Source organism: Paenibacillus sp. FSL M7-0420, assembly GCF_038002345.1.
Taxonomy (GTDB): Bacteria; Bacillota; Bacilli; order Paenibacillales; family Paenibacillaceae; genus Paenibacillus_AQ.
On sequence record NZ_JBBOCJ010000001.1, the window covers coordinates 1,261,568 to 1,283,840 of the forward strand.

Genomic DNA, 22,273 nt, shown 5'->3' on the forward strand with positions numbered 1-22,273 from the left:
AGTTTCGCCCATTAGGGCAGATTTAGTTGCACAGAGTACATTTAGAAGAGCAAAACCTTTCATTTCACTGTATTTAGATGTACAGAATACAACTATCGCCGAATGCTCGGCTTAAACGAAGCTTCATCCCTTGCCTGCTCTGCTAGAAGAGAAGAAGGCAGAGTGATTAGGGAGGCACGCAGGGTGTGATTAACCGGGGTTGTCCGGGAGGGAAAGGGTGGAGCAGCATGGTTCTTGATAATCGGCACGGTGCATTCCGGGTCCCGGAGCTGGAGATTCCCGGCAGCGGGCACGGGGCATTGCACGGTCTGACCTTCACGGTAAAAGATGTCTTCGCAGTGGCCGGGCACCGCTCTTCCGCCGGTAACCCGGACTGGCTCCGCAGCCATGGACCTGCGGACTCTCATTCAGCTGCGGTACGCAGGCTGCTGGAAGCTGGAGCTACGCTGCGGGGGGCGGCCCATACGGATGAGCTGATGTACAGCCTGGGCGGAGAGAACTATCATTACGGTACGCCGGTGAATCCGCACGGGGAGAACCGGATTCCCGGCGGCTCGTCCAGCGGGTCGGCGGTGGCTGTGGCCTCGGGGAGTGTGGATTTTGCCCTCGGGACGGATACAGGCGGCTCTGTCCGGGTTCCATCCGCTTATTGCGGCGTCTTCGGCTTTCGTCCGACACACGGCGCGGTGTCACTGGAGGGTGTCATTCCGCTGGCCCCGGCTTTTGATACGGTGGGCTGGATTGCTGGAAGCACGGAGCTGCTGCTGAAGACAGGGCGCGTTCTGCTTGGGGCTGCGGACAGCGGTGGTGGTGCTCAGGGCAGAGAGAGTGGGAAGAAGGCAGGCGTTCAGCTTAGGTCTGCGAACTGCGGTTGTGATGCCCAAGGAGGAGAGAGGAGGGAGAAGGAAGAGGGCGTTCTACTCGGGTCTGTGGGCAGCAGCGGCGATGCCTGTGACGGCGAGAATAGGAAGAGGACGGGCGTTCTGCTCAGGTCTGCGAACAGCGGTGGTGATGCCCAGAGCGGAGAGAGTAGGAAGAAGGAGGAGGGCGTTCTACTCGGGTCTGTGGACAGGGGAGATATTGCCCAGGGCATGGAGAATAGTATGGAGCAGAGCGAGAGAGGGGTGGTTGACGAGTCTTCTGGTGATCTTCGAATGTCCCGGATGTTCTTCCCGCCAGAAGGCTGGGCGCTTGTGGAGCAGGACAGTGCAGACTACCTGAGGCGGGGGCTGGACAAGCTTCAAGCAGGCGCTTCGCTACAAGCTGCTGAAGCCGTGGTTGCCCCTGAAGGCTTGAAGACCTGGATGGACGCCTTCCGTGAGCTGCAGGGTGCCGAGATCTGGGCAACCCATGGGGAGTGGATCGGGCGGGAGCAGCCGGTCTTCGGGCCGGACATTGCCGCCCGGTTCGCTTGGGCGGCGGGGCTGGCCGGGGCGGATCACAGCCCGGCCGCTATGCTGCGCAGCCGGATCACTCAGCGGCTGCGGGTGCTGCTCGGGAAGGACGGCTGTCTCGTCCTTCCGACCGTGCCGGGTCCGGCCCCGCTGCGCGGCGCCGGACCCGGGCAGCTGGAGCGGAGCCGCAGCAGCGCCATGATGCTCAGCTGCCTGGCTGGACTGGCCGGGCTGCCGCAGGTTACGCTGCCGGTGCCCGGCCCCGGCGGACTGCCGCTGGGGTTGTCCGTCATCGGCGGGCACGGACAAGATCTGAGACTCCTGTCCTGGATACAGGAGGTATGGAAGTAGGAAGTCATAGCCCTGGTTCTCAGAACGAAGAGAACCAGGGCTATTTGCTGATTGCTCAGTGTATGCGGAAAACAGCATCCAATTGTAATCGGAAAACCGATTACATCGGGCGGCGCGATGGCTGACGGGGCGAATGTAATCGGAAAACCGATTACATTGGGCGGTGCAATGGTTGACGGGGCGAATGTAATCGGAAAACCGATTACATCGGGCGGCGCGATGGCTGACGGGGCGAATGTAATCAGAAAACCGATTACATTGGGCGATGCGAGGACTGACGGGGCGAGTGTAATCGGAAAACCGATTACATCAGGCGGCGCGAGGGCTGACGGTGCGAATGTAATCGGAAAACCGATTACATCGGGCGGCGCGAGGGCTGATGGGGCGAATGTAATCGGAAAACCGATTACATCGGGCGGCGTGATGGCTGACGGGGCGAATGTAATCGGAAAACCGATTACATTGGGCGGTGCGAGGGCTGATGGGCGAATGTAATCGGAAAACCGATTACATCGGGCGGCGCGAGGGCTGACGGGGCGAATGTAATCGGAAAACCGATTACATCGGGCGGCGCGAGGGCTGACGAAGCGATTGTAATCGGAAAACCGATTACAATGGACGGTGCGAGGGCTGACGGGGCGATTGTAATGGGCCGGTGCGGGGGTGAGTTGACCGAATGTGTGCGAAAAACAGCATACATTGGCCGGTGAGGAGATGAGTAGGTCGTATGCAGCTCCAAGGGACCGAATGAGGTTCGATGCTGCTGAATGTTACTTGTGAGTAATATTATATAACGCAAACTAATCAAACTCTAACTTTTCTCTTTCCAACAGCGGTCATTTTATCTATAATGTTACATAAAGTAACATATGACTCGAATAAACCTATTATGAAGGTAGAGAAGGAGTGGTGGCTATGCATCTTACGGTGGAAGAAGCGTTGTCCATTTATCCTTTATCCGAAGCGAAGCTGATTGCCGGGTCCAAGGGGAAGCACAGGATTGTGAAATCGATCAATGTCATGGATGCTCCCGATATCTCGGACTGGATCAAGGAAGGGGAAATGCTGCTGACCACAGCCTATCTGATCAAGGACAGTCCGGAGGATGCTTCGGCACTGCTGCAGATGCTGAACCGGCGAGGGTCAGCGGGGCTGGGCATTAAGCTGGGCCGGTTCTGGGAGGCTGTGCCGCCGCCCTTGATTGCGGAGGCGGAGCAGCTGAATTTTCCGCTGATCGAGCTGCCATTCCAGTTCACCTTCTCCGACCAGATGAACGGCTTGTTCCGCGCGGAGCTGTCGCGCAGCGTGGGCACCCTGCAGAGCATGATGGAGAAGCAGCGGCTGCTGATGCGTCTTGCCTTGCGTTCCGGGCGCAGCCGTCCGCTGCTGGATACCGTTTCCGAGATCATCGGTTATCCGCTGGCTGTAATCAGTAGCCGCGGAACGGTAGTATTCAACAACTCGGGGTACACCGAAAGTGAGCTGCTGGAAGGCTGGCCCTGGCAGTCCCGCAATCAGCGCTTCCGGCTCAGCGCGAGCACGGGCTACCGGATTCCGCTGCTACAGGCCGGGAAATGCCTGGGTTACCTACATTATTGCGATATTGATCCTTTGCTGCTGCCCGTGGAGGAAAGTCTGTTCGTCCAGGGGGCAGAGCTGATTTCTTATCATATGCATACCGGACTGGAGGATTATTTCGAGCAGGCCGGACACCGGGAGTTCAGCGGGCTGCTGCGGCGGTTCCTGAAGGACGGGCTGAAATACGCTGAGCTGGCGCAGGCAGCGCTCCGGCTGGAGATTACGCTGCTCCAGTCCCCGTTTCAACTTCTGCTGACCGATGTGGCTGCTGCGGGAGAAGCCCGGCAGGCAGAGCTGCTGCGGCTGAAGGAGGAGTATTCGGAGCATCCGGTGCTGAATGGCCTGCAGGCGGTCCACTTCCTGGTGGAGGAGGGACTGGTGTCGCTGTATCCGGCCGGGCCGCATCAGCCGGAGGAGTTCCGGGCAATGATTCAGGAATGCTTCGACAGCCTGAAGTTCGATAAAGGGTATTATCCGCAGGCGGCTGTCAGCAGCGTGAAGCTGAAGCCGGAGGAGTTGAAGGAAGCTTTTGCCGAGATTAAGGAATGTATGGGCATGGCCCGGCAATGGGGCGCACACGGAAATGTGGTGCATTACCGCCAGCTGGAGCTTGATCTGCTGCTGAGCAAGATTCCGGCAGAGACCATGGAGCGTTACTACAGCGGCAGCCTGCGGGGGCTACTTAGCCGGGAGCCTGAATATGTTAAGGAGATGCTCCACACGCTGGAGGTCTACCTGGAGAATGACGGCCATGTGAACGAGACGGCCAAGAAGCTATTCATTCACCGCAATACGGCCACTTACCGGATTGAGAAGCTCAGTGAGCTGCTGGATGTCGATTTCAAAAAAATCAATGATCTCATGAAGCTGAAGCTGGTATTCCTGTTCCGCAGAATGCTGGAGCGCGAATAACAGCCGTCCCTCAGCAGATTGCCCAAAAAAAGGAGTGGAGAACAATGAAGGTGGCCGGAATCTTTTTGGCGGCAGGCCGCAGTAATGGAGCAGGGGCCTCTGAAGGTTCTCAGAACAGGGCGGGCGCGGGTTCAGCCGGTGCGGCGATGCTCAGTGAGCTGGAGACCTGCGGGCTTGTGCCGCTGGTTGTGGTGGTTCGCGCGGATGATCCTTTGGGCTGGCTGCCGCCGGCCGGGATGGCGGAGAATATGCGGCGGATTGAGACTTGCCTGACGGCCCATTTGGGCCTGTCTTTCTCCCTGCGCTGCGGCTTGAATGCTGTAGCTTCGCTTCAGCCGGATGCGGTGGTCATTGCGGCGGCAGATCAGCCGTTTGTGGCAGCGGCTCAGATCCGCCGGTTCATCCAAGCGTATGAGCAGCACCCGGAGCTTGATTATGTCACCAGTGCGCAAGAAGGATTGCTGATGCCGCCTACTCTGTTCTCAAGCACGCTGTTCGGCGGACTTCAAGAGCTGGACGATGAAGAGGGCGTAGCTGCCATTATGCGGACCAAGGAGTATAAGGGGCTCATCCTGCCGCAAGAGCCTGTTCAGGCGTTCGCAGAGAACGGGCTGCCGGAGAGCTTCGGAGAATACCGCAGAGAATGGAGCGTGCGGAGCGGGAATAGACAGTGAATTCGCTATTTTTAAAAAGTGATGTAAGGTAATATCTCATAATTTAAGTTTAATTTGAGATGACTTCGTGCATGAAGCACAAAAGTGACCCCTCATCTTATCCACCCACACAAAGCTATGTTATATAAATTTACGTAAGTGCTGCTCCTCAGTATAGTAGAGATACATTAATGGCTGTAGCCATTGGGAGAGATATCCTGGAGGAGGAGAATTATGAAACAAAGGGGTCAGGCATTCAAATTTAGTGTTATTACGATGTTCCTGCTGGCGATGGTTCTGACGGGGTGCGCAAAGAATAATACAGCATCTAATACGGGTGCAGCAGCAACGACAGAGCCTTCGGCGGCAAGTACACCAGCAGGCAGCGAGGCGGCGGCAACCACTGAGCCGGCAGCGAAGAAGCCGACGGTTGCTTTTGTCTATATCGGGCCTCCGGGTGACGGCGGGTATACGTATCAGCATGATCAGGGCCGCCTGTATATGGAGAAGGAGCTTGGAATCAAGGCAGATTTCGTGGAAAATGTACCGGAAAGCGCCGATGCCGAGCGGATCATCACAGAGCTTGCGCAGAACCATGACATCGTGTTCACCACAAGCTTCGGCTATATGGATTTCACCTTGAACGTGGCCGGCAAATTCCCTAACGTGAAGTTCATGCATGCCTCCGGCTACAAGACAGCCGAGAACATGGGAACCTACTTCGGCAAAAACTATCAGGCAAGCTATCTGTCGGGGATCGCGGCAGGCAAAATGACAAAGAAAAACCATCTCGGCTATGTGGGAGCCTTCCCGATCAGCGAGGTGATCTATAATCTGAACGCCTTCACGCTGGGCGCGCAGAGCGTCAACCCGGCGGTTAAGGTGGATGTGGTCTGGACGAATACCTGGTATGACCCTGCCACGGAACGTCAGGCGGCCATCAGCCTGCTCGACAAAGGTGCGGATGTTCTGCTGGCGTATCAGGATTCACCGGCTACCCTTCAGGCTGCGGCGGAACGGGGAGCTTTTGCCGGGGGAAATGACTCGGATATGAGCAAGTATGCACCGGACAACTATTTAACCAACCCTGTATGGAACTGGGGTCCTTATTATGTAAAAGCTGTACAGTCTGTGATGGACGGAACCTGGAAAAGCGAGCAGTATTCCGGCGATATGGCCGACGGCATGGTGGAGCTGGCGCCATTCGGTAACAAGGTTCCCGAGGATGTGAAGAAGCTGGTGGAGGACGCTAAGGCCAAGATTATCAGCGGCGGGCTGGAGGTCTTCACCGGACCGATCTCGGACAACAAGGGCAATGTAACTGTTAAGGACGGCCAGAAGCTGACCCTTGAAGAGGTGCTTGGCATGAACTGGCTGGTCAAGGGTGTCGAGGGCACGATTCCGCAATAACAGCAGCTGCAACACATCTTCATACAGCACAGCCTTACGGGTGGGGCGGGTTCCGGATACCGGAGTCTTCCCCACCTGTACTATAACTACCCTGAAAGGAGCGTAGCATTATGCAGGACCCTTCGGTTGAAATGCGCGGGATAGTGAAGACATTCGGTGCTGTAACGGCCAGCGATCAAGTTGATTTTTCGGCAAATGCGGGGGAGATTCACGCGCTGCTCGGGGAGAACGGGGCAGGGAAAAGCACAGTCATGAGTATGCTGTCAGGAGTGTATCGGGCGGACGCCGGAGAGATTCTTATTTATGGCAAACCGGCCAGAATCCGTTCCCCGAAGGATGCGGCATTGCTTGGTGTAGGAATGGTCTTTCAGAACTTCAGACTGGTGCAGAGCCTTACAGCGGCGGAGAATATCGTGCTTGGCGAAAAGTCGTCTTTCTGGCGCGGCAGCAGGTGGATCAAACGTAAGCATGAAGAGATAGAGGCGCTTGGGGAACGCTTTGGCTTGAAATTTCCCGTCGACCGGCCGATCTGGCAGCTGTCTGTCGGCGAGCAGCAGCGCGTTGAGATTGTCAAGACGCTGTACCGGGGGGCAGACATCATCATTCTGGATGAGCCGACCTCGGTGCTGACGCCGGGGGAGGCGGAGCAGCTGTTCGAGACGCTTCAGGTGATGAAGCAGGCGGAGAAGACGGTGATCATGACTACGCATAAAATGAAGGAGGTCATGGCCTCCTCGGACCGGATCTCCGTAATGCGCAAGGGAAAAATGATTGCTTCGCTGATGACGGGCGAGACGGATGAGCTGGAGCTGGCCCGGCTTATGGTAGGCCGGGAGGTTACGATCAGCCGCCAGGAGCGCGAGGCGACGGCCGGAGAGCCGCTGCTGATCGTCCGCGATCTGGAGGTGGCTGCGGATCATGGCCGCAAGGCACTGGATTCCCTGTCACTTACTGTTCATGAAGGCGAAATTGTGGGTGTGGCCGGCGTTGCGGGCAACGGGCAGAAGGAGCTGGCGGAGGTATTGACGGGGCTTAGAGCATGGAGAACGGGCGAGATCCGGTTCGACGGCAGTCCCGTGAAAACAGCTTCGGTAAGAGGAGCGATTGATTCGGGCATCTCGCATGTGCCGGAGAACCGGATGAAGAGCGGTCTGGCCGGACGGCTGGGGTCGGTTGACAACCTGTTGTTCAAGTCTTACCGCAGCGGGGAGCATTCCCGGTTCGGCTTTCTGAAGGCGGCCAGGAACCGCTCCTGGTCGCAGGAGCTGGTCCGCCGCTTCAATGTGAAGACGCCTGAGCTGGATACTCCCGTGCAGCAATTGTCCGGCGGGAATCAGCAGAAGCTGCTGTTCGCCCGCGAGGTCAGCCACCGTCCGAAGCTGATGGTGGCCGTGCATCCGACGCAAGGGCTGGATGTCGGCGCAGCGGCAGGGGTGCATGAGCTGCTGATGGAGCTGCGCAGCTCCGGCAGCGGGGTGCTGCTGATCTCCGAGGATCTGGATGAGCTACTGCAGTTATCCGACCGTATTCTGGTGATCTATGGCGGTTCCATTATAGGCGAGAGCGATCATGAGCAGGCGGACCGGGAACAAATCGGTCTGATGATGGCCGGTATCCGGAGCAGGGAGGGAAGCGCCGTATGAGTCCGAAGCCTGGAAATGAATCTGCAACGCTTACGCCGATGGCGGGGCGTAGCGGGAGGTGGTACTCCCTCAGGCTGGAATATGATTCAAGCCGTACCCGTTCACCGTGGTGGACGCCTATCCTGTCCGTTGTTCTGGCGCTCTTGCTCTGTGCCGTATTCATTGCTGCTAATGGAATGAGCCCGCTGGTCGTCTATGAGAAAATGTTTCGGGGAGCCTTCGGCACCTCCTACGGCTTCACAGAAACCATGGTCAAGGCTATTCCGCTGCTGCTCTGCGGGCTAGGCATTGCAGTAGCTTACCGGATCTCCGTGTGGAATATCGGGGCAGAGGGTCAGTTGACAGTAGGCGCTATGGCGGCTACTGCGGTAACAATCTATTTCCCCGATCTGTCTTCCTTCTGGTCGATTACGCTGATGCTGGTTTTCGGTACAGCAGCCGGAGCCTTGTGGGGCCTGATGACGGCGGTGCCGCGAACCCACTTCGGTGTCAATGAGCTGATTACCTCGCTGATGCTGAACTACGTGGCCTTGCTGGCTCTGGATTATGTAGTATTCGGCCCCTGGAAGGACCCGAAGGGGTTCAACTTCCCGGGTTCGCCGATGTTCACGGCCGCCCAGTCCCTGCCGGTGCTTGGCAGTACCCGGCTGCACATCGGGCTGGTCTTCGGCCTCGTGGCTGTGCTGGTCTATTATCTGATGATCCGGTTCACCCGCTGGGGCTATGAGCTGCGTCTGATCGGCGCCAATCCCACAGCAGCCCGTTATGCAGGCATCCATATCAAGAAGCATATTATCATCGTCATGCTGATCAGCGGCGGTCTTGCCGGGATTGCCGGCATGGCTGAAGTGTCGGGGGTTACGCATAAGCTGATGCAGGGGATCTCTCCGGGCTATGGCTATACAGCGATCATCGTAGCCTGGCTTGCCAAGCTGAACCCGCTGGGTCTGATTGTGACTTCGGTTCTGTTCGGCGGCCTGATTGTAGGCGGCTATAGTGTTCAGACGATCGGACTGCCTTCGTCCATATCGGAAATGCTGCAGGGCGCGATCCTGTTCTTCCTGATTGCCGGCGATATGATTCACCGGTTCCGCATCCGCCGGAGCGCGTAACAGCATTCTCGTACAGGAGGGAGTTCACTCATGGATTTCACTACACAGTTATTAATCGCCGCCATCTCCGCCGGAACACCGCTGCTGCTGGCTACGCTGGGAGGCATTCTGACCGAACGGGCCGGTATTATCCAGCTTGGCGCGGAGGGTCTGATGCTTATGGGGGCAGTGACGACTTGTATCGTCTACATCCGCAGCGGGAATCTGATTCTTGCGCTGCTCGCGGCGGTAGCCATTACCGCTCTTCTGGGTATGGTTCATTCGTTCCTATGTGTCACCCTGAGGGCGAATCAGACGATGTCGGGCCTGGCGATGACGCTGTTCGGCAGCGGACTTAGCGCCTATCTCGGCAAGTCCATCAGCGGGATTCCGCTTCCCGGCAGTCTGCCCAAGCTGGATCTGGAGATACTGAAGCCGGTGCCGGTGCTCGGGGAGCTTTTTGGCAGGCTGGATATGCTGACCTGGTTCAGTCTTCTGCTCGTCCTTGTGCTGCATCTGCTGATTCACCATACCTCGTGGGGGCTGCATTTGCGGGCAGTCGGTGACAATCCGGCTACTGCGGACGTCATGGGCATTCGTGTGCAGCTGATCCGTTACTGTTATGTTACTGCCGGAGCGGCGCTGATCGGGCTGGCGGGTGCGGATATGGTGCTGGCGTATGCGCCGACCTGGAATGAAGGGCTGACCGCCGGGCGGGGCTGGATCGCCGTGGGGCTGGTGATTTTCGCCAGATGGAATCCGCTGCGCGCTCTCTTCTGCGCCTACTTCTTCGGAGCGCTTGATTCGCTGGGCTTCCGTATTCAGCTGCTGGGGAGTGCGGTGCCGTCTTATTTTCTGAAAATGATTCCTTACATCGTAACCATTCTCGTATTGATGTATCTGGGATACCGCAACCGCAACAAGCCCTCCGGTACGCCGGAATCGCTGGGAACACCTTATATCCGGGAACAGCGGTTCTAGGCCGGGAGGGCGCAGGCGGCAATATACAAATTAGAGGGATGGAGGCTGGCCTATGACTATACCGGCGGACCGGTTGACTCTGGAGCAGATTAACTCGCTGACAAAAACAGACTTTGTGGAACATCTCGGCGGCATCTTCGAGCATTCGCCTTGGGTAGCAGAGGGGGTGTACAGCAGGCGTCCGTTCGATTCGGTGCAGGAGCTGCATGCTGCCATGATGGAGGTAGCACGGCAGGCGGAGCCGGACCAGGTGCTGGCACTGCTGAGAGCTCACCCGGATCTGGCGACAAGACTTGCAGTTAGTCCGCTCTCGGCGGCTGAGCAGCAGGGGGCCGGACTGGACCGGCTGACACCGGAGGAATTCGCGCAGCTTACCGGGTTGAACGCCGCCTATACAGCGAAATTCCGCTTTCCCTTCATCTTCGCTGTGCGGGGCAAAACTAAAGAAGAGATTCTTAGCGCTATCCGTGAGCGGGTCGGCCGTTCGCTTGAGGAGGAGCATGAACAGGCGCTGCTGGAGATTGGTGCGATTACTCGTTTTCGGCTGGAGGATCTGCTGGGGGCGGAATAGAGGCAGGGCACTGCATATTATAGGAGGAAGGTGACGCAAATGTCTGGAATGAACGGACGGCTGACAACTCATGTGCTGGATCTGTCACAGGGCAGGCCTGCTGCGGGCCTGTCGCTTCAGCTCTGGCGGCTGAGTACCGGAGGGCCTGTGCTGCTGCGTGAGGCGGTCACGAATGAGGATGGCAGGCTGGACGCTCCGCTGCTGGCGGGAGAAGAAATACAGGCCGGAAGCTATGAGCTGCTGTTTATGGCCGGTGATTATTTCCGGGGCGCTCAGGCTGGTGCCGGAGAACCGGAGGCTAAGGAGGAGGAGGAGGAGGGAGCAGACGCTGTAATCCCGTTCCTGGACCAGATTCCGATCCGCTTCAATATGCCGGACCCGTCCGCCCATTACCATGTACCGCTGCTGGTTGCACCTGGAGGATACAGCACTTATCGCGGAAGTTAACGCGGCAGTTAAGTGTACCGCTGCACGCTGCATCTAATCTTAAGCCAATAGACCGGAGGTGGGCCTATCATGAAGGAAGAAGGTTATGAGCTTATCATCAGGAACGGACAGGTGGTCCTGCCCGGAGAAGTCCGCAGGCTTGAGATCGGGGTGAAGGATGGCAAAATCGCTGCACTGGGCGAAGTCTTACAGGCATCGTCCGGGACCAGAATTCTGGATGCGGCAGGACAATATGTGCTGCCCGGCATGATCGACATGCATGTTCACTTCAATGAGCCTGCGTTCGGTCACTGGGAGGGCTTCCGCAGCGGGTCGGCTGCTCTTGCGGCCGGCGGCTGCACCTGTTATGCGGATATGCCGCTGAACGGGAATCCGCCGACAGTGAATCTGGAGGCGCTCCGGCTGAAGGCGGAGGCCGCAGCGGGGAACTCGGCGGTGGATTATGTGCTATGGGGCGGACTGGTGCCCGGGAATCTGGAAGAGCTGGAGGGACTGGCGGCAGCGGGCGTTACCGGGTTCAAGGCGTTCATCTCGAATCCTGGCGGTGAAGGCGAGGGCCGGTTCCGTGAGGTGGACGATGATACCCTGTATCAGGGGATGCTCCGGATCGCCGCAACCGGCGGGATTCTCGCCCTGCATGCGGAGAGTGAAGCGATGACCTCGGCGCTGGGTGCGGCTGCCCTCCGTGCGGGCCGCAGCGGTGCGCGTGATTTTGCCGCTTCGCGTCCGCCGGAAGCGGAGCTGGAGGCTGTAGCCAGGGCGCTGCTGTACAGTGAGCGGACCGGCTGCAAGCTGCATTTCGTCCATATCAGCACAGCGGCAGCTCTGGAGCTGATTCATGAGGCCAAGCTGCGCGGCCTGGATGTGACCGCAGAGACCTGTCCCCATTATCTCGTCCTGGATGAAGACAGTATGGAGACCCTCGGAGCGCTGGCCAAATGCGCTCCGCCCCTGCGCAGCAGCAGTGAACGGGAGCGGCTATGGGCGGCACTTGCTGCGGGGCAGGTGGATCTGGTCGCCTCCGATCACTCCCCCTGTCCGCCTGAATTGAAGCTGGCGCCCGGGCTGTCCTTCATGGAAGCCTGGGGCGGAATATCGGGAGCGCAGAGCAGTCTGGAATTGATGTTCCATGAAGGTGTTCATGTACGAGGCCTGCCGGTTACGCAGATCTCGGCGCTGCTCTCCGGGCTTCCTGCCCGGCGGTTCGGGCTGGACGGGCGCAAGGGCTCCATCACACCGGGGCTGGATGCCGATCTGGTGCTGCTTGATCCAGATGCAGCTTATACCCTGCGTGCAGAGGATCTGTTGTACCGCCACCGGCATAGTCCCTATGTCGGAATGACCTTATCCTGCAAGGTAACGGCAACGATCTGCCGGGGCAATATAGTCTATACTGCTGCGGAAGGCATTGTTGCCGGCAGCGGAGGAGAATGGCTGCGGATCAGGCACAGCCAGCCGGGGCTATGAAGCCGCCGGTCCCGGCCGGAGAGATGCTGAAGCTGCTGGACGAACTCGCAGCCTACAGCGCTCCGGGTCCTGGAGTTACCCGGCTGCTGTATACGCCGGAGTGGCAAGGGGTTCAGCATTTTTTGCAGGAGAGAATGGCTGGACTCGGGCTTGAGGTCAGGATGGATCAGGTGGGGAATGTCTATGGCACACTGGCCGGTTCTCAGATCAGCGACAAGGTCATCCTGACGGGCTCGCATATTGACACGGTGGTGAACGGCGGGCGGTATGACGGCGCTTATGGTGTAGCGGCAGCTGTAACTGCGCTGCACTATCTTCTGGAGACCTTCGGTCCGCCGCTGCGGACGCTTGCGGTGGTATCCTTCTGCGAGGAAGAGGGAAGCCGCTTTCCGCTGACGTTCTGGGGCTCGGGGAATGTGACCGGGCTGTATAGCGGGAAGGAATGTACAGACTGCGCAGATGCGGATGGGATCACGCTGGGGGCAGCGATGGCGGCCTGCGGCCTGGCAGGGGATGAAGGGTTGGCCGCTGAAGCTGCGGCGGGTCTGGAGCGAAGCTTCTGGCGCAATAATAGTCCTGTGCGCAGTGATATTGCCGCATATGTCGAGCTGCATATTGAACAGGGGATTATTCTGGAACGGATGTCCCGGAGAATCGGGGTCGTGCAGGCTATCGCCGGACAGCGGCGGTATCTTGTCAAGGTCAGCGGGACGGCCAATCATGCAGGGACTACGCCGATGGGGTTAAGACAGGATGCACTCGCCGGGAGTGCGGAGATGCTGCTGGCGCTGGAGCGCTCCGCTCTGGCGGAGGGTGATCCGCTGGTAGCCACAACGGGGCGGCTAGAGGTCTATCCGGGTACATCCAATGTGATTCCCGGCGAAGTGCAGTTCACGCTGGATATCCGGCATAGCGAAGCCGGGGTGCTGGAGCGCTTCTGCGCAGCGGTCCTGGCGGAGTTCGCAGAGCTTGGCCGCAGGCGCGGCCTCACGCTTGAGGTACAGCCGCTGCTGGAGACAGCCCCAGCTCCTATGGATCAGGAGCTGCGCGCGGCTCTTGAAGAGATCTGTCTCCAGCAGGAGAAGCCTTATCTGAGCATGGTCAGCGGTGCGGGGCATGACGCCCAGCTGTTCGCCCCGCGCTGCCCGGCCGCAATGATTTTCGTGCCGAGCCGGGGCGGGATCAGCCATTCACCATGGGAGTATACCTCCCCGGAGGATCTCGCTGCTGGACTGGAAGTGCTGACAGCCATATTATATAGATTAGCTTACGAATAAGAGACACTGTTCACCGCAGCGACGACCAAGCTTCGGGTTGTAATTTTAATTTCGCTATAAATAGCGAGATCTGATCAATTGAAAGCCTGGAGGGGAGAGAATCATGAAGCGGTACGAAGATTTGTCGCCGTCCTTGCGGTGCATTATGACCCCCGGCCCCGTGGAGGTTGATCCGCGTGTGCTGCGGGCGATGTCTTATCCGGTGCTGGGACAATTCGATCCCGAATTCACAGAGATCATGAATGAGACGATGGAGATGCTGCGTGAGCTGTTCGCCACCAGGAATCAGTGGGCGTATCCGGTAGACGGGACTTCGCGTTCCGGGATTGAGGCGGTGATGGTCAGCCTGATTGCGCCGGGGGACCGGGTGCTGGTTCCGGTCTTTGGCCGTTTCGGTCATTTGCTCCATGAGATTGCTGAACGCTGCGGGGCTGAGGTACTCACGATAGAACAGACTTGGGGCCGTGTCTTTCCGCCGGAGGAGATAATTGAGGCTATACGGCGCTTCAAGCCGGATGTGGTGGCGATGGTTCACGGTGAGACCTCTACAGGCCGTGTGCAGCCGCTGGACGGGATCGGGCGGGCCTGCCGGGAGCAGGATGCGCTGCTGATTGTGGACGCGGTGGCGACGATCGGCGGGGTGCCGGTAGAGACAGATGCCTGGATGCTGGATGCCGTAGTCGGCGGAACGCAGAAATGCCTGTCCATCCCCTCGGGCATGGCCCCGGTGACGTATAATGACCGGGCCGAGGCCAAGCTGCTGAAGCGCAAGCAGGTAGAGCGTGGACTTAGAACTGACGCCTCTGCTGTCAGCGAGCTGCCCGTAGTGCGCAGTAATTACCTCGACCTTAGTATGCTTCAGGATTACTGGAGTCCCCGGCGGCTCAATCACCATACGGAGATGACCTCCATGCTGTACGCTCTGCGTGAAGGTCTGCGGCTGGTCCTGGAGGAAGGGCTGGAAGCGCGGCATGCCCGGCACAGGTTCCATGAGCAAGCCCTTACTGCCGGACTATCAGCTATGGGGCTGGAGCTGTACGGGGAGGCGGAGAGCAAGCTGACGGTAGTCACCTGTGTGCTCATTCCGGCGGGGATAGACGGGGAAGCCGTCCGTTCCATGCTGCTGCACCGTTTCGGTATTGAGATCGCCAGCTCCTTCGGACCGTTACAAGGCCAGATCTGGCGGATCGGTACCATGGGCTTCAGCTGCCGGGAGAATAATGTGCTGCGTCTGCTTGGCGCGCTGGAGGCCGTGCTAATCCGCCACGGGTACGCGGTACCTGCTGGACAGGGCGTTCAGGCGGCACTTGACGTATATGATTCAAAAGTAAGATAATCATACAATGCGATTTGTTTAAGTGACGGCTTGCGCCCCGGAAGGGGTGTCAGGGCCGTTTTTTCTAAAAAGATAAGAGTAAATAACAAAATTATATAAATTGAACTTAAGTATTTAAGTTAAGGGGAAAGTGGCGGAGGGGAATTTTGGAACTGGAGGAGCGGTAGCGACCGCCTTTGTCTGCGGATTTCAACCGTTAAAAACGGGATAAATCAAGAAATCTGCAGAAGGGCAGCGGCCGGAAGTCCAAAACTTCTCTGGAGTCACGACTCATCCCAAAACATCAAAGTCATTAGTTCAATTTATATAACAACCGGAAGGGAGTGCACATGATGACTTATACACGACAACCATTGGCCGACTGCGTGCCTGAGCTGGTAGCTACAGCCCGCGGAGATCAGAAGGCTACACTGGTCATTACAGGCGGCAAGCTAGTCAATGTCTGCTCCGGTGAGATTCTGGACGGCATGTCCGTCGCTGTACAGGGCGGGCGCATTGCTTACGTCGGCAAGGACGTCTCCCATACGATTGGGGAGAGAACGCAGGTTATTGATGCGGCGGGCAGATACATTGCTCCCGGCTTGATTGACGGACACTGCCATATCGAGAGCACTCAATTGACGGTGACTGAATTCGCCCGCGCTGTATTGCCGCTGGGGACGACCGGAGGTTTCTTCGACGCCCATGAGATTGCCAACGTATTCGGGCTTAAGGGAATTAAGCTGATGCTGGACGAGATGCGGGGAACGCCGCTGGCTGCCTATATGCAGGTGGCATCCTGTGTCCCTTCTGCGGGCGCGGAATTTGAGACAACCGGCGCGTCGATCGGACCGGAGGAAGTAGCGGAAGCCTACACCTGGGGCGAGGATGTGATCGCGCTCGGCGAAGTCATGAACTTCCCGGGTGTTGTCTACGGTGATGAGAAGATGATCGGAGAGATCCAGGCCACGCTGCGTGCAGGACGGTATGTTGACGGGCATTTCACCTGGCCGGCGAGTGACTGGAGACTTCCGGTCTATGCCGCAGCAGGGGTGACTGGGGATCATGAGTGTGTGACAGCGGAAGATGTGATCGAACGCGTGCGTCTGGGGATGTATGCCAAAATGCGCCGCGGCTCTGCCTGGCATGATGTCGCCAAAACCATCACGGCGCATACCGAGCACGGGCTGGACCCGCGCCGGATGATGCTGGTGACGGATGACCGCAGCTCCGAATCGCTGCGCGATGAGGGGCATATGGATTTTGTCGTACGCCATGCGATCTCCCAGGGGGTGAAGCCGGTCACGGCTTTTCAGATGGCAACGATCAACACCGCCGAGCGCTTCGGCGTATCCCGCGATATCGGCTCCATCACGCCTGGCTCCTGCGCGGATATCATTCTGCTGGACGGTAATCTGGCCGATGTTCATGTGGTCATGACGATTGCTGCTGGCGTTGTTGTGGCTGAGAACGGAAGCATGACGGCTGAGCTGAGTCCTTACACCTACCCGGATGAAGTACTGGCCTCTGTGCATCTGCAGCAGCCTCCGGTTCCCGCAGACTTCGTGATTCACGCGCCCATTGCGGAAGGTGTTCTGGCCACGCGGGTTATCCAGGTCATTGAGAATCATGTGGAGACCGGCGAGCTGATCATGAGTCTGCCAGTGGCTGGATCGGAGCTGGTGGTGCAGGACGGCCTGTGCAAAATCGCTGTTCTGGAGCGGCACAAGGGAACGGGCAACAAATCCGTCGGGGTTGTGCAGGGCATCGGCTTCCGCGAGCCTGCGGCTATAGCGATGACCGTAGCTCATGACAGCCATAATGTGCTGGTCATTGGTAACGATGATGGACTAATGGCGCTGGCGGCGGCTGCCGTGGCGGAAGCGCAGGGCGGTGTGGCGGTGATTACCGCTGCCGGAACCACGTTGTTCCCGCTGGCGATTGCAGGACTGATGTCCGCAGAGCCGTTTGAGATTGCCGCCGCGCAATCCGCTGCCATCAGCAAAGCGTTATATGATGCGGGCTGTACGCTGAACTATGCTTTTATGACCCTGTCTCTGCTGGCCCTGGCGGTTATTCCCGCACTGCGGATCTCCGATAAAGGCCTGGTGCGGATTTCTCCTGAAGAGGGAATTCAGCTGGTACCGTTGTTCGTCAGCTAAGGCAGCGGGATATCCTGCCGGAGAAGATATACTAGTAATCTAATCTTGAGCCATTCAGTCTTTCACAGACTGGGTGGCTTTTTGTTTGTTGTTTAGGAAATTAGAGTTCCTGTCTATTGTGGATGAGCTGTGCAACAATGCTATCCATACAATCGGTCGGTGAGAGAAAACGCTTAGAATTGGCAAGAGATAGGCGGAGCACCGCCAGGAAAGGAAGAGACAACATTGGATTCCACGTATAGTTCACCTAAACTCGCCGGAGGTGGGCGAACGTAAATGGAGAGCAGCAGTGCACTTGTATTAGGGTTTGATACTTCCACTCTTAAACAGCGGAGCGTGCTCCTAAGCATAGCCGTAATTCATACTCCATATCCTGCACCGCTTTGTCCTTCGTCTGTGGGCATAAAATAGACAATAATTAACCGATTTTTCGCAGCGTGAAACAGAAAATTTTAAGTTTTTATTGAAAAGCATTAACAATAGGGGCGGAAAAGACGATAATACTTTTAAATTAGTTAAAATTATTGTCGAATCAGCAAAATTCAGCATATACAGATAGTCCAAACATGAGGAACGGGGTGCATGAGAATGATGAGATTAGAAACACAGGACATCTTGAATATCACCAGGAAGCAAATTGCCGGTATTTTTAAAATGGAGCCGGTTGAACTGAAATTTGTCAATGATTATCAGGGTGAGCAATACCTGCTGACCAACGATAAGCTGCATCTCAGCAACCAGCATTATTGGGCAAAGGTCATGGATTGTGTGTTCGAGAACCATGTCAGACCTGTTCTGATGTGTGAGGTGCTCTACTTCCTGCGCAATGAGTTTCTGGAAAGTGACATTAAGCTAATGTTCTCCTATGATTTTGCGGAGGGCTCGGAGGGGGAAGCAGCGGCTTCGGCAGAGATCAGCTTCAAGGATTCGCCGGATCTGCAGCCTGATGAGATTGCCGAATTGATTGATTTTGCGCTGACTTTGCAGGATAAGCAGTGGTTCGAGGAACTGACTGCCAAATATAAACAGCTCACGGTTCAGTAATCGTACTATTTAAAATAAAACGCCCGGCTCACAGGATGATGGCATCCCTGAGACCGGGCGTTTGTGTTGTCTTCATTCGGCGGAAGACAGCCAGCCCTGGGCGGAGCAGTCTACCCGTTCTGCGAGGAAGCTGATCCATTCTTTCGTGTCGTTCAGACAAGGGGCCACCTCCAGCATCTCAGCGTTCCCGCCGCCCATGGCGAAGAGCTCCCGGCCTTCTACGGCCAACTCATGCAGCGTTTCGAGGCAGTCCGTGACAAGTCCGGGTGAGAAAATCAGCGGCCGCCGGATTCCGCGTCCGTGAAGCTCCTTCAGCGTATCCGCAGTCGACGGACCGACCCAGGTCTCCGGCCCGAAACGGGACTGGAAGGAGAGCTGCCACCGTTCCGGGGTCCAGCCCATCGCTTCTGCGAGCAGACGGCCTGTCTCCTGGCACTGCTGCGGATAGGGATCTCCGGTCTCGGCATAACGGCGGGGAATGCCATGGAAGGACAGGACATAATAATCCGGCTCTTCACTCATCGCGCGGATCTGCCGCTGCAATAAGGATTGCATCGCTGCTATATAGCCGGGGGCATCATGGTAGGCTTCTACGAACCGCAGCGCCGGAACGAAGCGCTTGGATACCTGCCCGTAGCGGCTATGCCGTCCCAGAGCGGCGAAGCTTGCAGCTTCATAGACGGAAGCTGTTGTTGTTGAGGAATACTGGGGAAATAACGGAAGAACGATGATACGGGTCACTCCCGAAGCTTCCAGCTTGTGAAAGGCTTCGGCCATACCGGGTGTGCTGTAAGCAAGCCCCAGCTCGACTTGATAGCTGCTGCCCAGCAGGGTCTGGAGCGCTGCCTGCTGTGCTCTGGAGTGGACGAGCAGAGGCGAGCCCTCTTCCATCCAGATCTCCTGATAGAGCTTCGCGGACCGGCGCGGACGGGTGCGCAGTATAATGCCGCGCAGCAGCGGCTGCCAGAGCAGCGGATGATAATCAATAATTCTGCGGTCAGACAAAAATCGCTTGAGATAGGGGCGGACCGCCTTGGCGCTCGGGGCGTCAGGGGTTCCGATCTGAGCAAGAATAACGCCTATACACGACTGATTCATCAGCAGCTGTTACTCCCTTCCATGGACATGACATCGTTTTAAAATATCATATTCAAGCCCAATCACACAATATAATATATCTCACCGTTATCATATGAAGGAGGATATGGGAGATTATGAGAGGTGGAGAGAGTATATATTTTGTACTATTGCAAAAAAGTGATGTTTCTTATAGGGTATGTGATTTTCTACACAGAGAAAAGAGTTTCAATTTTGTTACCATCAAGCCAGAAATATTCACCAGCAGCTTGAAGTCCACTTATGTGAATTAATTCACTGCAATATGTGAATTGTTTCACCTTTTGAAAGATTGTATATATAGATGAATCTTTTCTTACACGGGCTGGGCCGAGCAGGAATGAAGGAAGGAGTGGGAGACGTTCAGGAAGAGTTGGCTGCTCTTCGTAATCAGAAGGAAATGATACGGAACACAACGGTTTGAAAACGCTACATACTACTGGGGAAGAATAAAGGAGAATACGCATTTGAAAAAATTAATTTCTTTGACTGTAAGCGCAGCCTTGCTGCTCGCGCCATTAGCCTACACGATTAACGCACCTGCCTTGAACCTGAAGGTGGATGCGGTTTCAGCAGCCTCGGAAGAAGCGCCGGCAGCGACTGCTAAACCAGCTCCGAAGGCCACAGCCAAACCGGCAGCCACTCCGAAGGCCACAGCCAAACCGGCGGCAACTCCGAAGGCCACAGCCAAACCGGCAGCCACTCCGAAGGCCACAGCCAAACCGGCGGCAACCCCGAAAGCCACAGCCAAACCGGCAGCCACTCCTAAGGCGACAGCTGCACCGGCAGCAACGGCTAAAGCAACTGCTAAGCCGGCAGCAACCGCCAAGGCAACAGCCAAACCAGCGGCAACTGCAAAGCCTGTAGCAACAGCAGCACCAGTTACTGTGCACAAGGATGTATATCAGGATGGAGTATATGTAGCCTATGGCGATGCGTATTCCAAAGGTACAGAGGGTGCAAAGGTAACGATTAAGGACGGCAAGATCGCCGATATCGAGCTGCTCAGAACCAGCCCGAAGATCATCGACCGCAATGCCCGTGAGAATTACAGCGGTGTGTGGGCAGCCTACGGTCTGATGAAAGACAGATTGATGGGCAAAACCAGAGACGGCGCGGCTGCGGTTGACGCTGTATCCGGTGCAACCCGTACCAGCAACGGCTGGAAGCTGTCTGTAGACAGAGCTTTTGAGCGATCGCTTGCGCACCAAGCGGCTGATGCCACTTATTTTGACGGAGTCCACATGGGCGTAGACCCTGAGGCCAAATACGCAGTGTTTGCTACCTATGAAGCAAACAAGCTGACTGAGGTGAAATTGTATCCGCTGAGCGCTACCGGAGATTTCGTGGATGAGAAGACATATACGGCTGAACAGACCGCAGCGATTGCAGCAATCACTCCTGCATTGCTCGCCAAAGGTGCTGGAGCGCAGCCGGTAGCCGGCTTCGAGGCCGAGACCAAAGCCGCAGTGAACGCCTTCTGGGATGCCGAACAGAATGCCAGCATCAACAACAAGGCTGCTTATGTTGACGGATTCTACTCTTCCTACGGTACAGCAAGAAGTGTAGGCGTAGAGAGAGCGGATGTTGTGATCCGTAACGGCAAGCTGGTGGATGTGAAGCTGTTCAGACTTGGCAGCAACCTGATCGACAGAGGGGCAACCGCCTATGCCGAGGTTGTGAAGGCTAATGCTCCGATGACAGCCAAATTGCTGGCTAACGGCTCTTATATCGCTAACTATGATGAGAAGGTAGATGGAATCTCCGGAGCCACCGAGAGCAGCCATGGCTGGAATCAGGCGGTAGAGCAGGCCTTCGAGAAAGCCTTGAAGACTCCGGGTGAAGGTCAAAGCTTCGATGGTAAATTTGCCGGTGTGGATAATCAGTCCAAGGTTATGCTGCTGGTTGATATCGATGCGGATCAGGTAACGGGCATCAAGCTGAGCCTGTTCGGCGCAGATGGCAAGCTGATTGCAGATGACAAGCGTACCGAAGAACAGAAATCACTGGTCGACAAGCTGACCGCAGGACTGCTCGCAAGCGGCGTGCAGGCTCCTGATATCGCCGGACAGGAAGCCCTGTCGGCTGCTGCGAAGGCAGCACTGGCTGATGCTTTGACCAATGCTTCCAAAGTACAAGGCACTTATAAAGACGGCACCTTCACCGCTTATGGTGATGCTTATGACAAAGGCACTAACAAAGCAGACGTTACACTGCGTAACGGCAAGATCGTTAATGTGGCTCTGTCCCGTGTAGGCATGAACATGGTGGATCTGGGCAAAGCCGCTTATGCCGAGGTGCAAAAAGCAATTCCGGTTCTGACCGCCAGCTTCCTGGCCGCAGGCACAAGAGAAGGCGCTCAGGATGTGGATGCGGTATCCGGCGCTACGAGCAGCAGCAATGCGCTGAAGGCAGCCGTTGACAGAGCTTATGGTAAAGCGGAAATTACGGAAACGGATAAGGCCGCGTATTTCGACGGGATTTTCATCGGTGCAAGTGTGGATAAGACTGTAAATGTTATGGTTACTACTAAGTATAATGTTCCAGTAACTATGGCTGTGTACTACCTGGATGATAAAGGGAAAGTAAGATATAATCTGACGGATGATGAGCTGCTGGTGAAATACGAGATCGAGAATACCTCGAACGGCAAAGGACTGCATAAGTACGGGTACCGTGCAGCAGCCTTCGGAGCGAATGATGCCCAGAAAGCCATCTCCGCCAAAGCGGTAGAAGCGATCAAAGCTGCGCTTGAATCCGCCGGCAAATAACTGAATCCATTCACTAAGGGTTGTCTTTGGCCATACAAATGGCCGGGACAGCCCTTTTTTCAGGTGCGGACATAAATAGAAATGCCGATC

Annotated in this window: 16 protein-coding genes and 1 pseudogene; 16 read left to right on the forward strand and 1 reads right to left on the reverse strand. The window is 56.7% G+C overall.

All coding sequences use genetic code 11. The annotated features are described in order from the left end of the window. Positions 1 to 227 precede the first annotated feature (227 nt). The 15 genes and pseudogenes from MKX51_RS33130 to MKX51_RS05575 form a co-directional block, all read left to right on the forward strand. A pseudogene (locus tag MKX51_RS33130) lies at positions 228 to 812 on the forward strand (amidase family protein); the annotation flags it as partial. Positions 813 to 1,862: 1,050 nt separating this feature from the next. Further along, on the forward strand, positions 1,863 to 2,240 hold the full coding sequence (locus tag MKX51_RS05510) for a hypothetical protein (protein WP_340991482.1): 378 nt from the start codon (positions 1,863 to 1,865) through the stop codon (positions 2,238 to 2,240). 420 nt (positions 2,241 to 2,660) lie between these two features. Continuing rightward, a complete protein-coding gene (locus MKX51_RS05515) occupies positions 2,661 to 4,235 on the forward strand; it encodes a PucR family transcriptional regulator (RefSeq protein WP_340991483.1) in 1,575 nt (524 codons plus the stop codon). Between the two features lie 44 nt (positions 4,236 to 4,279). Beyond that, a complete protein-coding gene (locus tag MKX51_RS05520; protein ID WP_340991484.1) occupies positions 4,280 to 4,909 on the forward strand; it encodes an NTP transferase domain-containing protein in 630 nt (209 codons plus the stop codon). 213 nt (positions 4,910 to 5,122) lie between these two features. Beyond that, the gene (locus MKX51_RS05525) at positions 5,123 to 6,298 is read left to right on the forward strand and encodes a BMP family ABC transporter substrate-binding protein (protein ID WP_340991485.1); all 1,176 of its coding nucleotides are present in this window, start codon (positions 5,123 to 5,125) and stop codon (positions 6,296 to 6,298) included. Between the two features lie 110 nt (positions 6,299 to 6,408). Next, the gene (locus tag MKX51_RS05530) at positions 6,409 to 7,941 is read left to right on the forward strand and encodes an ABC transporter ATP-binding protein (RefSeq protein ID WP_340991486.1); all 1,533 of its coding nucleotides are present in this window, start codon (positions 6,409 to 6,411) and stop codon (positions 7,939 to 7,941) included. Positions 7,942 to 7,979: 38 nt separating this feature from the next. Then, on the forward strand, positions 7,980 to 9,053 hold the full coding sequence (locus MKX51_RS05535; protein ID WP_340995512.1) for an ABC transporter permease: 1,074 nt from the start codon (positions 7,980 to 7,982) through the stop codon (positions 9,051 to 9,053). A gap of 30 nt (positions 9,054 to 9,083) precedes the next feature. Next, positions 9,084 to 10,013 (forward strand): ABC transporter permease, encoded by a 930-nt coding sequence (locus MKX51_RS05540; RefSeq protein WP_340991487.1) that lies wholly within the window; start codon positions 9,084 to 9,086, stop codon positions 10,011 to 10,013. 52 nt (positions 10,014 to 10,065) lie between these two features. Beyond that, positions 10,066 to 10,584: a 2-oxo-4-hydroxy-4-carboxy-5-ureidoimidazoline decarboxylase gene (uraD, locus tag MKX51_RS05545; protein ID WP_340991488.1), complete on the forward strand. Its 519-nt coding sequence runs from the start codon at positions 10,066 to 10,068 to the stop codon at positions 10,582 to 10,584. Between the two features lie 48 nt (positions 10,585 to 10,632). Then, on the forward strand, positions 10,633 to 11,031 hold the full coding sequence (gene uraH / locus MKX51_RS05550; RefSeq protein WP_340995514.1) for a hydroxyisourate hydrolase: 399 nt from the start codon (positions 10,633 to 10,635) through the stop codon (positions 11,029 to 11,031). 69 nt (positions 11,032 to 11,100) lie between these two features. After that, a complete protein-coding gene (gene allB, locus MKX51_RS05555) occupies positions 11,101 to 12,498 on the forward strand; it encodes an allantoinase AllB (protein ID WP_340991489.1) in 1,398 nt (465 codons plus the stop codon). Continuing rightward, positions 12,462 to 13,775, forward strand: a complete 1,314-nt coding sequence (locus tag MKX51_RS05560) for a Zn-dependent hydrolase (protein ID WP_340991490.1) — start codon at positions 12,462 to 12,464, stop codon at positions 13,773 to 13,775. The genes allB and MKX51_RS05560 overlap by 37 nt, the downstream gene beginning before the upstream one ends. 103 nt (positions 13,776 to 13,878) lie before the next feature. Then, positions 13,879 to 15,111, forward strand: a complete 1,233-nt coding sequence (locus tag MKX51_RS05565) for a pyridoxal-phosphate-dependent aminotransferase family protein (protein ID WP_340991491.1) — start codon at positions 13,879 to 13,881, stop codon at positions 15,109 to 15,111. Positions 15,112 to 15,443: 332 nt separating this feature from the next. Beyond that, positions 15,444 to 17,252, forward strand: coding sequence for an adenine deaminase (locus tag MKX51_RS05570; RefSeq protein ID WP_340995516.1), 1,809 nt, complete (start codon positions 15,444 to 15,446; stop codon positions 17,250 to 17,252). Positions 17,253 to 17,840: 588 nt separating this feature from the next. Continuing rightward, the gene (locus MKX51_RS05575; protein WP_076076971.1) at positions 17,841 to 18,296 is read left to right on the forward strand and encodes an IDEAL domain-containing protein; all 456 of its coding nucleotides are present in this window, start codon (positions 17,841 to 17,843) and stop codon (positions 18,294 to 18,296) included. A 72-nt stretch (positions 18,297 to 18,368) separates the two neighbouring features. Here MKX51_RS05575 and hemH read toward each other — a convergent pair whose 3' ends face one another. Further along, positions 18,369 to 19,394, reverse strand: coding sequence for a ferrochelatase (gene hemH, locus MKX51_RS05580; RefSeq protein ID WP_340991492.1), 1,026 nt, complete (start codon positions 19,392 to 19,394; stop codon positions 18,369 to 18,371). 485 nt (positions 19,395 to 19,879) lie between these two features. Between hemH and MKX51_RS05585 the strand changes: the two genes are divergently transcribed. Further along, positions 19,880 to 22,183: an FMN-binding protein gene (locus MKX51_RS05585; protein ID WP_340991493.1), complete on the forward strand. Its 2,304-nt coding sequence runs from the start codon at positions 19,880 to 19,882 to the stop codon at positions 22,181 to 22,183. Positions 22,184 to 22,273: the final 90 nt, after the last annotated feature.